General features: G+C 69.4%; 11 protein-coding genes. 4 read left to right on the forward strand and 7 right to left on the reverse strand.

Annotated features, from left to right (window positions below):
- Nucleotides 1–12: 12 nt before the first annotated feature.
- Nucleotides 13–2,058 carry an NHL repeat-containing protein gene (locus ABD907_RS17180; protein WP_345217784.1) on the forward strand — a complete coding sequence of 682 codons (2,046 nt, stop codon included), beginning with the start codon at nucleotides 13–15 and terminating at the stop codon, nucleotides 2,056–2,058.
- 56 nt (nucleotides 2,059–2,114) lie between these two features.
- Nucleotides 2,115–3,116, forward strand: a complete 1,002-nt coding sequence (locus ABD907_RS17185) for a right-handed parallel beta-helix repeat-containing protein (RefSeq protein ID WP_345217786.1) — start codon at nucleotides 2,115–2,117, stop codon at nucleotides 3,114–3,116.
- 60 nt (nucleotides 3,117–3,176) lie between these two features.
- Here the strand turns inward: ABD907_RS17185 and ABD907_RS17190 are convergent, their stop codons facing one another.
- Nucleotides 3,177–5,603 (reverse strand): hypothetical protein, encoded by a 2,427-nt coding sequence (locus ABD907_RS17190; RefSeq protein ID WP_345217787.1) that lies wholly within the window; start codon nucleotides 5,601–5,603, stop codon nucleotides 3,177–3,179.
- Between the two features lie 228 nt (nucleotides 5,604–5,831).
- Between ABD907_RS17190 and ABD907_RS17195 the strand changes: the two genes are divergently transcribed.
- The gene (locus tag ABD907_RS17195) at nucleotides 5,832–8,681 is read left to right on the forward strand and encodes a ligand-binding sensor domain-containing protein (RefSeq protein WP_345217789.1); all 2,850 of its coding nucleotides are present in this window, start codon (nucleotides 5,832–5,834) and stop codon (nucleotides 8,679–8,681) included.
- A gap of 66 nt (nucleotides 8,682–8,747) precedes the next feature.
- Here ABD907_RS17195 and ABD907_RS17200 read toward each other — a convergent pair whose 3' ends face one another.
- The 4 genes from ABD907_RS17200 to ABD907_RS17215 all read right to left on the reverse strand — a co-directional run bounded on the left by ABD907_RS17200 (nucleotide 8,748) and on the right by ABD907_RS17215 (nucleotide 12,864).
- On the reverse strand, nucleotides 8,748–9,719 hold the full coding sequence (locus tag ABD907_RS17200) for an acetylxylan esterase (RefSeq protein ID WP_345217791.1): 972 nt from the start codon (nucleotides 9,717–9,719) through the stop codon (nucleotides 8,748–8,750).
- A gap of 2 nt (nucleotides 9,720–9,721) precedes the next feature.
- The gene (locus ABD907_RS17205) at nucleotides 9,722–10,609 is read right to left on the reverse strand and encodes a carbohydrate ABC transporter permease (RefSeq protein WP_345217792.1); all 888 of its coding nucleotides are present in this window, start codon (nucleotides 10,607–10,609) and stop codon (nucleotides 9,722–9,724) included.
- Nucleotides 10,609–11,523, reverse strand: a complete 915-nt coding sequence (locus tag ABD907_RS17210; protein ID WP_345217795.1) for a carbohydrate ABC transporter permease — start codon at nucleotides 11,521–11,523, stop codon at nucleotides 10,609–10,611. The genes ABD907_RS17205 and ABD907_RS17210 overlap by 1 nt, the downstream gene beginning before the upstream one ends.
- Before the next feature lie 78 nt (nucleotides 11,524–11,601).
- Entirely contained in the window at nucleotides 11,602–12,864 is a 1,263-nt protein-coding gene (locus ABD907_RS17215; RefSeq protein WP_345217797.1) for an ABC transporter substrate-binding protein, read from the reverse strand.
- Between the two features lie 244 nt (nucleotides 12,865–13,108).
- Between ABD907_RS17215 and ABD907_RS17220 the strand changes: the two genes are divergently transcribed.
- Nucleotides 13,109–14,020: an alpha/beta hydrolase family protein gene (locus ABD907_RS17220; RefSeq protein ID WP_345217799.1), complete on the forward strand. Its 912-nt coding sequence runs from the start codon at nucleotides 13,109–13,111 to the stop codon at nucleotides 14,018–14,020.
- A 75-nt stretch (nucleotides 14,021–14,095) separates the two neighbouring features.
- On the opposite strand, the gene ABD907_RS17225 is transcribed toward ABD907_RS17220, so the two are convergent.
- Both ABD907_RS17225 and ABD907_RS17230 read right to left on the reverse strand, forming a co-directional pair.
- Entirely contained in the window at nucleotides 14,096–14,692 is a 597-nt protein-coding gene (locus ABD907_RS17225) for a YceI family protein (RefSeq protein WP_345217802.1), read from the reverse strand.
- 211 nt (nucleotides 14,693–14,903) lie between these two features.
- Nucleotides 14,904–15,359 carry a MarR family winged helix-turn-helix transcriptional regulator gene (locus ABD907_RS17230; RefSeq protein ID WP_345217804.1) on the reverse strand — a complete coding sequence of 152 codons (456 nt, stop codon included), beginning with the start codon at nucleotides 15,357–15,359 and terminating at the stop codon, nucleotides 14,904–14,906.
- Nucleotides 15,360–15,444: the final 85 nt, after the last annotated feature.

Below are 15,444 nucleotides of genomic sequence, written 5' to 3' on the forward strand. Positions count from 1 at the left end.
AAGGAGTTCGAGATGACCGCGACCGCCCGATCCAGCGGGACAGTCCCACACCGAGCGGTGGCGCTGCTCGCGGCCGCCGCCATGACGCTCGCGGCACTGCTGGGCGCAACGGTGTCCGCACCCACGGCACGCGCGGACATCCCTGCCACCAACCTGGGACCGGCGCTGCAGACGGTAAACGTGCGCAGCGCCGCCTTCGCCGAGCTGCCCGACGGCAGGCAGGTCGTCTACGCCACCTCGAACGGTGAGCCCGCGAGCTTCAACATGATCGATGTGCTCACCGGTGAGCGGTTGTTCGCGACCACGATCGAGCGGGCGACGCTCGGTGGGTTCATCGCGGTGGCTCCGGACGGCACGGTGTACTTCACGGCCCGGTCGCCGATGAACGGCGGGTTGTTCTCCTTCGACCCGCACAGCCACGAGGTCACGCACATCGCGGACGACCTCTTCGGCCAGCGGGTGCTCTACGACGGCACCTTCGACGACGACGGCACGCTCTACTTCGGTACCTACCCCGACGCCAAGGTCGTCTCCTACGACCCCGGCACGGGCGAGCTGCGCGACTACGGCACCCAGACCGAGGAGGCGGCCTACGTCTTCGGCCTCGGCATCGTGGACGGAGAGATCTGGGCAGGGACCGGGCCGGTCCCGCACCTCTACCGCATCGATCCGGACACCGGTGAGCGCACCGAGATGCATCCGCCGGAGCACGTGATGGAGGGAGCGGACTGGTTCATCTCGATCGAGCCGCGTGACGACCTGGTGTTCGTCAGGCTGTCACCGCGCGGCAGGTACGACATGGCGGTCTACCACCGCGCGGAGGGCCGGTGGCTCGACGGGGTGGTCGAGGGGACGTTCGACACCGCGCTGACCGAGCCGGCTCGCGGGAACAGGGCCTACTTCCTCCAGGGAGACGTGCTCACCGGCTACCACCTGCGCGACGAACGCGTCTTCGCCACCGGGTTCGAGGGCTCCGAGCTGCACCGGGCCATGTCCGACGCGGTGGGCACCTACGGCATCGCGGTGCTCGACCTGCCCGGGTACCCGGCAGACACCGTCGTCGGCATCAACACCGACGGCAACCTGTGGCGCTACAACATGGCCACGAAGCGCGGCGAGCTCGTTCCCGCCGACGTTCTCGGCTCCCCGGCCGGCGCGCACAGCATGGGCGTCGGCCCCGACGGCGCGGTGTACATGGGCGCGTACCTCAGCAGCGGCGCCCTGAGCAGGATCGACCCGCTGACCCAGCAGATCGAGCAGCTGCGTGGGCCGAAGCAGGGCGACACGATCATCAGCCACGGCGACCAGCTCGTCGTGAGCTCCTACCCCGGCGCCGTCGTGCACGTCGGCGAGCCGGGGACCGAGTGGAAGGCCTTCGACCAGGTGCTCGAGCTCGGGCGCGGCGCCCCGAACTACCAGGACCGGATCGTCGCGATGGCCTCCGTGGGCGATCGGGTGGCGGTTGGCAGCGTCCCCGACTACGGCCAGCTCGGCGGCGCACTGACGATCGTGGACCCGCAGACCGGAGCCCACGAGTTCCACCGGGACGTCGTGACCGACCAGAGCGTCGTGTCGCTGGCCTACCGCGACGGCTTCGTCTACGGCGGCACGTCCGTGCACGGCGGTCTCTCCACCGAACCCTCCCGGGACGAGGCGGAGCTCTTCGTCTGGGACGTGTCCTCCGGCACCCGGGTCTTCAGCGACGTGGTCGTGCCGGGCGCCGAGGTCATCGGTGAGCTCGCCTTCGGCCCGGACGGTCTGCTCCGTGGCCTGACCGACACGGGCGTGGTCTTCACCTTCGACCCCGGGACGCGCGCCGTCCTCGGTGAGGTCGAGACCGGGTTGGCGACGAGCAACGCCTGGGGCCTGGGCACCGCCTTGCACTATCGCCAGGCCGACGACGCCTTCTACGGCGTGGCGGGTGGCGCCCTGTTCACCGTGCAACGAGGGGCGGCCGAGCACGACGTCCTCGTGCCCTCCGGGGTCCGGCGGGCAGCTCTCGACGGCCAGGGCCGCGTGTACTACGCCACCGACGTCGACGTCTACCGGCTCGACTGAGCCGCGTGGAGCTCGCCGAGCGGGCAGCACACCGACACCAACACAGGAGGACACAGATGAGGATTCGACACATATTGGCGAGCGTGAGCATGGCCGCGCTCGCGCTGACGGCGACAAGTCCCGCGGCCGCCGGCGTGGCGGCGGGCGCTGCCACCGCCGGCAGCGGTGCGGCGGTGGTGCACCTGAGCCCCGCCGGCAACGACGACAACGGCGGCACCGCCGACGAGCCGGTGCGGACGCTGACCCGGGCGGCGTCGCTGCTCGCCGCGAGCGACACCGAGCGGGCGACGGTGTGGATCGAGCCCGGCACGTACCACGAGCCCGCGGTAGTGGCCTGGAACCGCGTCCCCCAGAGCACGGTGGCACTGCGGTCCACGAGCGAGCGCCAGCGGCCCGTCTTCGACGGCAGCCAGGCGACGGGCAGCTTCCACTACTGGATGAACACCGCCGGGGGACCGAGCCTCGAGGTCGACGGACTGCGGGTGCGCAACTACCGCACCGGCGGCATCCGGATGGACACCGACAACAACGTCGTGCGCGACGTGGTCTTCGAGCAGATCGGCAACGCTCACGTCCCCGACGGGCCCGGATACGCCGCCCTGCACCTGCTGGGCTCCTCGGGCAACGAGATCAGTGACACGGTCTTCCGCGACCTGGAGAACGTGGACTGCCCGGGGTGCATGCACGGCGTCTACGCCGCGAACGGCAGCAGCGACAACACGGTCACCCGCAGCGTCTTCGACCGGATCACCGGCGACCCGGTGCGGCTTCGCCACGACACCCACCGCAACGTCTTCACCCGGAACACGTTCAGCGAGTCCGGCAGCTACCTCAGCGGCGGCTCGCGCTGGCCGCACCGGGCGATGGCATCGTTCTGGCGCTTCAACGCAGGCGAGGTGTGCGGCACGGACAACCGCATGGACGACAACGTCTCCGACGGTCGGCAGTACACCGGTGAGCCCGGTCAGCGGCTGATCGGCTCCGGCGCCGAGGCGGGGCTGGAGCGCTGCCCCGAGGCCATCCGCGGCAACGGGAACATCGTCGACCCGCAGCTGTAGTCAGTACGGCAGAGGGCCCGCCTCCGTGCCGGAGGCGGGCCCTCGCGCTGCGGGCGACCGTCAGTCGCTCACGAGGCCGGCGCACTGCCCACGCGCCGGACCGCTGACCCTGTTGGGCTCACCACCGTCGGCGGGCGGCTCGGCGTTGCCGTGGCACACCAGCGGCCCGTCGATCTCGTTGCCGGCGAGTAGGACCGGGCCGGTCGAGTCCGTGACGGACACCGGCCCCGTCACGGTGGTGTCCCGAACCGTCACGGACGCCGCCCCGTCGACCCGGAACGGGCCCGTGAGGTCCGATCCCGTCACGACGACGGAGGCGCCCCCGGTCACGTTCACCGGTCCCCGGACGGTCGCGTCGTCGAGGCACGTGGTCCCCTCGTCCACGGCGAGCGGACCGTCGTGGGCGCCGGTCACCTCGTCGTCGCACCGAGGGGCCGGTGTCACGTCGTAGCGGAAGACGTGCGTCTGGTCGGTGTAGTACACGTCGCCGCCGGCCACGGTGGACTTGCGCACCCCCGACGAGACGAGCACCTCGACGCTCGCGTCCTCCGGGTCGACGCGGTAGAGCTGTCCGGCGGCCGAGCCGTAGAGGTGACCGTCGGCGGGGTTGTGGTCCAGCTCGTTGTTCGTGCCCCAGGTGTTGGCGTGCACGATGCCCGTCTCGACCGTGCGCACCACGTCGCCGGTCTCGGTGTCGTACTCGAAGAGCGCGCCGGTGTCGGCCATGCCCCACAGGCGGCCCTGGCCGTCGACCGCCAGCGAGTGGATGACCTCCGCGCCCTCGACCACCGGGGCGCTGCCGAGCAGGCCGTCCTCGATGTCCCAGGCGAACAGCTCGGCCGTGTCCTGGGTCGGGGTGGAGTCCAACCCGCCGTGGATCGTCGTGCCGCCGTAGACGACGCCGTCGATATAGGCAAGGTCGGTCACGCTCTGGTCGGGAACGACGTCGCGATGCACCTCGTGCTCACCGGTGTCCGGATCGAAGAGGGTGAGCGCGCCACCGAGCTCGCCATAGGTGGAGATCGTGCCGGCCGCCATCAGGTCTCCGGCGCTGATGAGGTGGCGGGGCCGGTCCTGGCCGGTCTCCTCCCGACCGAGCGTGAACAGGTGACGTGGGTTCTCTCCCCACGCCCACGGCCGGTCGTGGTCGGCCACGTGGAAGCCGGCGCCGGGATAGGTGCCGACGACCGTCCGGTCGCCGTGCGCGGCGATCGAGTCGGCCTGCTCCGGGCCGTCGAGCTGCTCGACCTCGCCGGTCTCCACGTCCACGCGTGCCATGACGCCGGGGCTGAGATACGCGCCGACGTAGACGTCGCCGTCGCCTCCTTCGGCGATGGACATGGTCGTCACGGGCGCCCCGTGGGCCTGCGTGAGGATGACGTCGGCGTGGCCGGTGGCGAGGTTGTACCGCCAGAGCCGGCCGTCGGTGCGCACGCCGAGCAGGGTCTGCCCGGGGAACTCCTCCGTGCCCAGCTTGGTGAGGAAGAGCCGGGTGGTGCCGGCGATCTCCCCGGCGATGCCGGAGCCGCTGACGTCGACGGGCGCGGACTCCCGTGCGCCGACGTCGTAGGCCCGGGGCCGGCCGTCGCTGCCCAGGTAGTAGAACGCGCCGTCGGCCATCTGCTCGGTGTAGTGCCACATGCCCGAGATCGCGAGGGAGTCCACCCATCCGCTGCCGTCGTGGACGTGGGCGGTCGCGCCGTCGACCTCCCGGTGGGTGACGACCTTGACGTCCTCGTACGTCTCGATCCGCTGGACGAAGCCCCCGTTCTCGGGAACTCCCGTCGGCAGCTCGATCGGGTCCGTGCTGCCCGTGTCGGGGTCCACCGAGTACAGCTGGGCCGGCAGTCCCGCCCCCGCCCAGAGCTGACCCTGGTGCGCCTCCAGGCCCCAGGCGTAGTCGCTTTCGGGCGCGATGGAGCCGAACGTGGTGATCTCCTCGGTGTCGAGGTCCATCTTGTAGACGCTCGCGCCAGGATAGGTCGTGCCGTAGAGCGTGCGTCCATCGATGTCGAGGGTGCGCAGCATCTGCTCGCCCGCGATACCGGTGGCGACCTGCGTCATGCTCCCGGCGGCGGGGTCGTAGCGCCACAGCGTCCCGTCGTTGGGGCTGCGGACACTGAGGTAGACCGTGTCGTCCTCGGCGACGTCGATCGAAGCTGCCACGGAGTAGGGCGCCATGTCATGGGTGTCGATGAGTTCCCCGGTGCGCAGGTCGACCACGTTGAAGCTGACCGGCTCGCCGTCGGAGAACAGGTAGCCCACTGGGGTGCCGTCCGCCAGGACGTCGACGTCGGAGAGGCGGACGTTCGGGGCGTGCATCGCCACGCCGAGATCGGTGATGCGGCTTGCCGGGTCCTGCTCGGACGGCGCGGCGTCGCCGGCGGCGAGCGCGGTGGGGGCGAGCGCGAGCGTGCTGCTCACCAGCAGGGAGCACAGGACGGCCCCTGGAGGTGAGAAGGCTCGGCGTGGTGGTGAGGTGTTCACGGATTCTCCTCTGCTTCGATCGGAGCGACGGCAGTCCGCCGCCGTGGCGGGAACGTATTGCAACCGGTTGCTCCGGTCAACGGGGTTGACAACGACGATACGGTGCAAGCGGTTGCAGGCAAGCCTGCGGATCGCGCGGAGCCGCCGACCCGTGGGCAGGGGGACAACGGTTGTCCCTCTGTGGCGCCGGGCGCCGCGGCCTCGACCCGACCACGAGGAGGAGCGGTGATGACCTCACCACTATCGATACCGGTGGCAGCGGCGGTTGCCGGGGTGCTCGCCCTGCTGCCGTCGACTGCCGCGACCGGGGCTGCGGACGCCGAGAGCGAGCCGGGGAATCTGCTAGCCAACCACAGCTTCGAGCAGGTGGACGACCAGGGTCAGCCGCTGGACTGGTCGCCGGTCTGGGCGTCCTCGGCCGTCGCGTTCTCCACGGACGACGGCGACGCGAGCGACGGTGAGCGCAGCCTGCGGATCCTGGACGACAGCAGCGGCGCCGGGTACGGGCTCGCTGCCGAGCCGGTCCCGGTCGAGGCCGGCCAGTCCTACGCCTACGGGCTCGACCTGAACTTCTCCGGCGGCACCCTGCAGCCCACGGTCTACTTCCTCGACGCGAACGGGGAGCGTGTCGGGCAGGAGTCCACCACCCTCTCGCCGGACCCGGGTTCGTGGGAGTCCTCGTCCTTCACGATGGTCGCGCCAGCGGGAGCGGTCGAGGCACAGCCGTTGGTGTACTCCAGCATCTCGGCGACCGCCGACGGGCTGGTGGACAACGTCCGGTTCGGCGCGGAGCTGCCGGAGGAGGCCCCGGGCGTCGAGGAGAGCCTGGGGGAGCCCATCGGGGGCATCACCAACGCGGGCGCCGGATACACGCAGAACGCCGAGGGCCGCGACATCGGCGTGGTGGTCGCCGGCGGCTCGCCGTCGAAGTTCAGCGCCGTCGACCTGGTCACCGGCGAGCGCCTGATGACGGAGACGATCGAGGGCAGCACGCTCACCTGGGCCTACGCCACCACCCCGGATCGCCAGGTGTATCTCGCCACCGCCTCGGGGCAGGTCTTTCGATTCGACCCCGACGCCCTGACCCTGACCCGCATCGCCGACAAGCCGTTCGGGGAGCGATACTTCTGGGAGGCGGGGTCCAACGCCGAGGGCGAGGTCTTCTTCGCCACCTATCCCGGCGGGAAGATCCTCGGCTACGACCCGGTGACCGACGAGTGGCAGGACTTCGGCACGATGGTCGAGGGCAATCAGTACGCCCGCAGCCTCGCGGTCGACGGTGACGACGTCTACGTGGGCGGCGGCACCACCGCCTCCCTCGTGCACCTGGACACCGCGACGCGGGAGACCACCCGCATCGAGCTGCCCGCGGAGCACACCGACGAGGAGTTCGTCTACGACGTCAGTGTGGCCGGGGACACCGTGTTCGCCCGGACCACGCCGGCGAACACGATCCACGTGTACTCCGTGACGGAGGGTGCGTGGGTGGACACCATCACCGATGCCGTGGGGCTGGACGTCTCACCGGTGGTGCAGACCTCCGACAGCGGAACCGTGCGTCAGGAGGTGCTCGTCCCGAAGATCGGCGGCGGCATGGTCGCCTACGACCTCGACACCCGGGAGCGGCGCAGCGTCTCCGTCGACCTCGGTGGGGCCTCTGCCCGCGGGTGGTCCGTGCAGGAGATCGACCTGGCGGACTTCCCGGGTGCCTCGCTCGTGACCGCCACGAGCAAGGCGGTCTTCCACGTCTGGAACCCGCAGACGGGCCAGACGCGGCACGTCCGCTCGGACGCCGCCCCGACGCCGTTCCTGATCCGTTCCCTCGGGACGGGCCCGGACGGGAACGTGTACGCCGGCGGATACGCCTCGCCTCCGGGCATCGCGCGCGTCGACGCCGCGACCGGTGAGACGGAGCTGCTGCGCGGGCCGAGCCAGACCGAGGACATGGTGGCCCACGGCGACCATCTCGTCGCCGGCACCTACCCGGGTGGGCGGCTGTACGTCTACGACACCACCGAGGCCTGGCAGAACGGCACGAATCCCGCCGCGCCGATCACCATCGGCCACGGCCAGGACCGGCCGGTCGCCTTCGCGTCCGCGGGCGACGTCGTCGCGGTCGGTTCCGTGCCCGACTACGGTCATCTCGGCGGCGCGCTGAGCCTCCTGGACCCGGACAGCGGCGAGCTGACCGTGCTGCCGGAGCTCATCGAGGACCAGACCATCCTGAGCCTGGCCTACCGCGACGGGCTCGTCTATGGCGGCACCGGCATCTGGGGTGGGCTGGGAACCGAGCCCACCACCGACGAGGGCCAGCTGTTCGTCTTCGATCCCGCCAGCCAGGAGGTCGTCCACCTGGGTACGCCGGTACCGGGTGAGGAGAACATCTCCGCTCTCACCTTCGACGACGACGGCATGCTCTGGGGGATGACGGCGAACGGCGTCTTCCAGGTCGACCCGGCCACCATGGAGGTGGTGCGGCAGCAGAGGTACTTCGACGTGGACGACTCCGGCGCCTACTGGACCACCCGGGAGCTGTTCTGGCACCACGGCACGCTGGTGGGGCAGACGGCCGGCCGGCTCTTCGAGATCGACCCGGCCACCATGGAGATGACCACGCTCCAGACCGGTGTTCAGAACCTGGCCATCGACCGGCTCGGGAACTACTACTACAACCGGGGCGGCACGCTGTACCGGTGGGTTCCCGCCGAGCCCATGCCTCGGTGCGACGAGACGTTCACCGGGACCCATGAGGGCCCGGTGAGGATCGCCGACGGCGTGATGTGTCTCGAGGACGCGGATGTCGAAGGACCGGTCAGCGTGGCGGCGGGCGCCTCCCTCGTCGTCTCCAGGGGATCGATCGAGGGTCCGCTGACGGCGGAGGGGGCCACGACGGTGCAGCTGCGGTCCTCGGAGGTGACCGGCCCCGTCTCGATCCACGGCTCGACCGGTGCGGTGGTGGTCTCCGACAGCACCGTCGAAGGCCCCTTGCGCTGCACCGGCAACGCCCAGCAGCCGACGGACGAGGGCAAGGCCAACACGATCGGTGGCCCGAGTCGGGGTCAGTGCGCCGACCTGTAGGTCGCGCCATCCGCGACGGGCGCGCCGCCCTGGGGTGGCGCGCCCGTCGTCCGTACCGGTTCGGGCTCAGCTCAGCAGATCGCGCACGTAGGCGATCTGCTCGGCCGTCTGGTACGGCCCGCCGGCCTCGTGCCGGTTGAACGGCCACACCCGGATGTCCTTGGCGCCCGCGTAATGGTTGTAGGCGGCATAGACGGAGGAGGACGGCACGATGTCGTCCATGAGGGCGACGGAGAACAGCGCCGGTGTCGTGGCACGGACGGCGAAGTTCATGCCGTCGACGTAGGACAGGGTCCGGAAAACCTGGTCGGCCTTGTCGCGATTGGTGCGCAGGAAGGTCCAGATCTCCCGGTAGGTGTTGCCCTCCACAACCTCCATCGCCCGGCGCGGATGGCACAGGGCGGGCACGTCGACGAGCGCGCCGGCAAGATTCTCGGCCAGGGCGGCGACTGCCAGGGCGGTGCCTCCGCCCAAGCTGCCCCCGGCGACGACGACTCGGTCGCCGTCGACCGCGGGGTGGGCCCGGACCGCGTCGACGGCCAGTACGCCGTCGGTGTAGAGGCGGCGGAAGTAGAACTCTTCCGGCTCCAGGATGCCTCGCGTGGAGTAGCCCACGGCGTGCGGGCCGGCGCTCGAGCTGACGTCGGCCGTCGCTCCCGCCGAGCCCAGGCTCGCGCCCTGCCCGCGGTTGTCCATGACCAGCTGCGCGTACCCGGCGGCCGCCCAGGTCAGGCGTTCGAAGGCGAATCCCCGTCCACCTCCGTAGCCGAGGTACTGCACGACGCACGGCAGCGGTCCCGTGCGGCCCGTCGGGACGACGAGCCAGGCGGCCACCGGCTGGCCGTCGAAACCGCTGAACGAGACGTCCCAGGTGTCGAAGACGGGGAGGCCGGCGTCGATCTCGCTGAACCGCGGCGGCTCTGCCGCGGCACGTGAGCGACGAAGGGTCATCGCCCAGAACTCCTCGAAATCCGCTGGTTCGGTGCGGTCGGGGAGGTAGGTCTCCAGCTCGTGCTGCGGCAGGTCCATGCGGGGCATGGCTACTTGATACCCGACATCATCACTCCGCGTACGAAGTAGCGCTGCAGCACGATGAAGACCAGCAGCGCCGGGATGAAGGTGATGACCGCTCCGGCCATGATCGTGGCCAGCGGCGCCTCCTGCTCCTGCATGGAGCTCAGACCGACGGTGAGCACGTAGTTCTCCGGCGACTGCTGCGAGACCAGCGGCCACAGGAAGTCGTTCCAGTGCCACAGGAACACGAACGTCCCGAGCGTCGCCAGGATGGGCTTGGTCTGCGGCAGGATGATGCTCCAGTAGATGCGGAACTCTCCGGCCCCGTCGATCCGCGCGGCGTCGATGAGCTCGTCGGGGATGTCCGCGATGAACTGGCGCATGAGGAACATCGCCTGCGCGTTCGCGATGGTCGGGACGATCATGCCCCACATGGTGTTGAGCCCGTCCAGCTGCGAGACCACGAGGTACTGGGGAATGATCGTCAGGTGATAGGGCAGCATCAGCATGGCGATGAAGACCCAGAAGATGACTTCCCGTCCGAAGAAGCGCTTCTTGGCGAAGGCGTATCCAGCCATCGAGGCGAAGAGCAGCACGAGGAAGACGGACACGATCGAGTAGATCGCTGAGTTCATCGCCCAGTTCGGGATGGAGCGGCTGCTCATGGCGTCGGCGTACGCACCGAACGAGGCGTCGGACGGCAGCAGCGAGCCGGGAAGCTCGATCGCGACACCCGGTTGCAGGGACAGCGCCACCATCGCGTAGAAGGGGAACGCGGTGATCAGTGCGGTCACGATGAGCAGGACGTGCATCGGCCACTTGCGCCGGCCGTTGCCCTGTCTCTTCGCGACTGGTGTGGGTGTGGTCGCGACACGGTCGCGGTGCTGCGGCTTCGCGGCGGCGGTCGTGGTCATCAGTGGCTCCTCCCCACGAGTCGACGCTGGATCAGGGAGAAGATCAGTGTGATGACCAGCAGCACCACACCGGCGGCGCTGGCGTAGCCGAAGTCGAAGTAGCCGAAGCCCTGGTCGTAGATCATGTACGTCAGGGTGTAGCTGGCGCGGACCGGCCCGCCGCCGGTCATGACGTAGATCGTGTCGAAGACCTGGAACGACTTCACGGTCTCGAGGACGAGCACGAAGAAGAGCGCCGGCTTCAGCAGCGGCAGGGTCATCTTGACGAAGCGCTGCCAGGCGTTCGCGCCGTCCAGCTGGGCCGCCTCGTAGTAGTCCTGGGGGATGGCCAGCATGCCCGCGAGCAGGATGAGCATGTTGTAGCCGAAATTCATCCAGGCGCTGACCAGGGCCAGCGAGGGCAGCACCCAGAAGCTGCTCTGCAGCCAGTTCGTGGCGGGGATGCCGACGGAGCCCAGCACCCAGTTCAACGGCCCGTCAGGGCTGAAGATCCAGATGAAGACCAGACCGGACAGCACGGGCGAGGTCACCACGGGCAGGAAGAAGATGGAGCGGTAGAACGACATGCCGCGCATCACGCGGTTGCACAGCTGCGCCATCGCCAGCGAGATGGCCACCGTCATCGGGATCGCCACCGCGGCGTAGATGCCGGTGACCTTCAGGGCGTTCCAGAACAGCTCGTCGGCGAAGAGCCGGCGGTAGTTGTCCAGACCGAGGAGCTCGAGGCTGCCGCCGAGGCTGTACTCGCCGAAGCTCAGGACGATGCCGTACAGGGCCGGGATGATTCGGAAGATCGTGAAGAACAGGACGTACGGGAGGATGAAGACGTAGGCGATCAGGGCGCCGTTGGACGTCCAGATCTTCCTGCGGGGCTCCTTGCGGACCTGTGGGGTCGGGGCGGTGATCGTCGCCACGGCTGGCCCTTTCTTGCTCGGTACGGGGGTGCGGGGCGCGCCGGGCCGATGTGGCCCTGCGCGCCCCGGCGGGCGTCGTCAGCCCCGGGCAAGGAGCTCGTTGACGTCTTCCTCGGCGGCGTCGAGAGCTGCCTGGGGGTCGTTCCCCTCGACCAGCACGGACTGGATGTGCGGCCGGATCACGTCGATGATCTGGCGGGCCTGCGGGTGCATCACGCCCACTCGCACCGTGTCGAGGTACTCCATGCCCTGCGCGGTCTGGGGGTCGTCCTCGAAGAGGTAGTCGATGGACTCCCGCGGCGGCAGGTAGCCGGTCTCCTCGTTGAAGGTCGCGATGAAGTCTTCGCTGGAGAGGAACCGGACCCAGGCCTTGGCGGCCTCCGGGCTCTCGGTGGTGTTGAAGATGGACCAGGCACCCACCGAGCCCGATGCCACCTGCTCCTCGTTCGACATCGGCGGAACGACCTCGATGAGCTCCGGGTCAACGACCTCCCGGGTCTGTGTGAGGTTGGCGCCACGCACGTAGCCGACCTCGGCCCGCCCGATGGGGGTCTGCTCGAAGGGCTCGTTCACCGTCAGCGGCTGCTGCGGCACCCACTCGTTGTCCACCATCTCCTTGACGAACTCCAACGCCTCCAGGCCCTCCGGGCTGTTGAAGGCCGCGGACTGCAGATCGTCGGAGAGCACCTGTCCACCGGCCTGCCACAGGAACGGGTAGTAGGTGTGGTTGAGCGTCGTGGTGCCCTGGTACTCGGTCGGGTAGTAGCCGGCCTCCTTGAAGGCCGGGGCCGCCTCACGGAACTCGTCCCACGTGGTCGGGCACTCGACGTCGGCGGCCTCGAGGGCGTCGGCGTTGCAGTACGACGTCATCATCTGCATGAGCAGCGGCGCCCCGTACAGCGTGCCCTCCCACGACATGGAGTCCAGGGAGGAGTCGTAGAAGTCGTCCCAGTCGTCGCGCAGATCGTCCAGCGGGAGAAGGAGGTCCTCCTCGGCCCACTGCGGGATGAAGTCCGGGTTGAAGTACACGACGTCCGGGGCGTTGTTGCCCGCGACGGCCGTGACCAGGGAGTCCTCGCGGTTGCTGAAGGACTGCGGGACCGCGTCGATGTTGACGTTCGGGTACTCCTCGTTGAACGCCTCGATGTGCGGTTCCCACCAGCTCGCCTCCCCGGAGACGCCGATCGGGTAGAACCAGAACGTGACGTCGCCCGAGACCTCCTCCGGGTCCGCCGGCTCCCCGCCCGAGCCGGTGTCCGCCGACCCCTCCGAACATGCCGCAGCGAGCAGTACGGCGCCCATCGCCGTAGCCGCGACCTTGATCGCTGATGTGCGCTTCATGAGTCCTCCATTGCGTCCTCGCCTATGAGAGGCGCAGTTCAACTGCAGTTTGCAAGCGGTTGCACTAGAACCTAATCATCCGGTTTTTCTCTGTCAAGCGTCCCCGGGGGCGACGGCGTAACGGTCGAGCAACGGATGTCGCGTGCCGGCCCTTCCGTCGCGTCGTCCCGCGGTGCCCGATCGAGCGCCGAGCACGACCGCCGTTCTTTGCCAGCGGCCCTCTCGCACCCTTAGGTTCTGCCCGGTGGACGGTCGGCGATGGTGGCGAGAGTGGCTGGGAGCCCGCACGGACGCGACCGGAGGTTGGGAGCTCGGCGCCTCTGTGCCGTCGTCGGCGGTGCCCGGCTGGCGCACGGAGGAGGTCCACCTCGACAGCTATGGCGCTCGGCTGGGCGCGACGGTGCTGCGTCCGGACCGGCCCGACGCCCACGAGCCCGTGGTGGTGCTGCCGTTCTACGAGGTGGCGACGCTCTTGGGCGAGCCGTGCGCTCGCACGGCAGGACGGCCGCACCGGGCCGCGCAGGCCTACGGGCTGCAGCTCGCCGCGCAGGGTGTGAGCGTGCTGGCCGTGCCCTGGTGGTTCGAGCAGGAGGCGGCGGCCGACGAGAGCACCGCAGGCAACCGTGAGCTGGGGGCCCGGTACGGTCCCGCTGCCGAGCGGCACGGCCGACGATGGCCGATGACCGGGCTGGGCCGCAGCCTGGGTGACCTCTTGCTCGCGCTCGACTTCCTCGGCGAGCAGTCCTGGGTGGACCCGGCCCGCATCGGCGTCTTCGGGCACTCGCTCGGCGGCAAGCTCGCCCTGCACCTGGCGGCGCTGGACACCCGGGTCGTCACCGGCGTCGCGCACGAGGCCGGGCTGGGATTCGCGCACTCCAACTGGAGCGACCCCTGGTACCTCGGTGAGCATGTTCCCGACGGACGCGACCAGGATGAGGTGCTGGCTCTCGTGGCACCACGACGGTTCCTGATCGCCGGCGGCGGCGACGGCGACGGGCCGCACAATCGCGACTTGGTCGAACGTGCACGCCGAGCCTGGGACGACCCGCACGGACTTCAGCTGCTGCACCACGACGGCGGGCACCCGCCACCGCCTCACGTGCGTCTCGCGTGCATGAGCTGGCTCGCGGCCGGGCTGGACGGTGCGATCCGTTGACGACCGAGGTCGTTGACGCGAGACGACGTACCCCGGCCCTCTCGAATCGACGGGCCGGCGTACGCCGCTGGTGTCTCACACGTTCTTGATCGCCGAGATGTCGAAGTCGAGCTTGATCTTGTCCGAGACCATGACTCCACCGGTCTCGAGGACGGCGTTGAAGGTCAGGCCCCAGTCTGAGCGGTTGATCACGGTCGCGCCCTCGAAGCCGACCCGGGTGTTGCCGAAGGGGTCCTTGGCGGAGCCGCTCTCCTCGAAGACCACCGTCACGGGCTTCGTGACGCCCTTGATGGTCAGGTCGCCGGTGATCGCCCACTCATCGCCGTCGCGCTCCACGTGGGTGGACTCGAAGGTGATGTGAGGGTGCGCGGCGTTCTCGAAGAAGTCGCCGCTGAGCAGATGTGCGTCGCGGTCCTTGTTGCCGGTGTCGATCGAGCCGGTGTCGATCTGCAACGAGACCTTGGAGTTGGCCGGGGTGCCCGTGTCGATGGTGGCCGCGCCCTCGAACTGGGTGAACGAGCCACGAACGGTGGTCACCATCGCATGACGGGCCGCGAACCCGACGCGGCTGTGCGACACGTCGAGCGTGTAGTCGCCCGAGACGTCGTGGATGGCCGTCGTCGGCGCGTCGAAGGCCTCGGCCTGCACGCCCGGCTGACTGAAGATGCCCATGTGAAGCTCCCTGGGAGGTTGGTTGAAGGTGCAACGAGCGCAACGGGGGGAGCGCGCGGCAAATTCCCTTCTTAGGAAGATAAATTTCTCTGTCGAGTCACAGAGCTCGCTCGATGATCGGGTCGCACGCCTTCGACATCGCGACGGACCGGGCCCTCGCTGAGCTGCAGCGGCAAAGCGGAGCCCTCATCGTGGACCCCGTGAGCAGGAGCTAGTCCGAGCCGGGTCGGTCCGGGTCGAGCCGCTCCCAGGCGTCGGCGAGGCGGCGCAGGTGCTCGTCGTCGAGCCGGTCGAAGAAGAGCCTGCGCAGGTCGCTGTGTTGCTGGCGCCACGCCATGCGCAGGAGTCTGCGTCCGTCGCGGGTCAGGAAGGCCTCGAAGACACGACCGTCGTGGTCCGAGCGCCGTCTCTCGATCAGTCCGCGACGCTCGAGCCGGTCGGCGAGCCGGGTGAACCCGCCACTGGTCATCAGCCGCCGCTGGGCGAGCTCCGTCATCCGCATGCCGTTCCGGCCGGCTTCGCCCAGCAGTGCCAGCACGCTGTACTCGGCCATACTGACGTTCAGCGGGGCGAGCCCCGCCTCGATCTCTTGCCAGATCCGGTCATGGGTGTACAGGAACCCCCGCCACGCCTGGTCTTCAAGCTCACTGAGCCTGTCGGTCGCCATGACCGGCACGGTATCGGCAGAACGTTCGCCCGAACCACCGGGTCTCTTCCTGCGCAGGCAGTCGGTCGGTCAGGGCTGGCGGTCG

This window comes from Georgenia halophila (assembly GCF_039541595.1).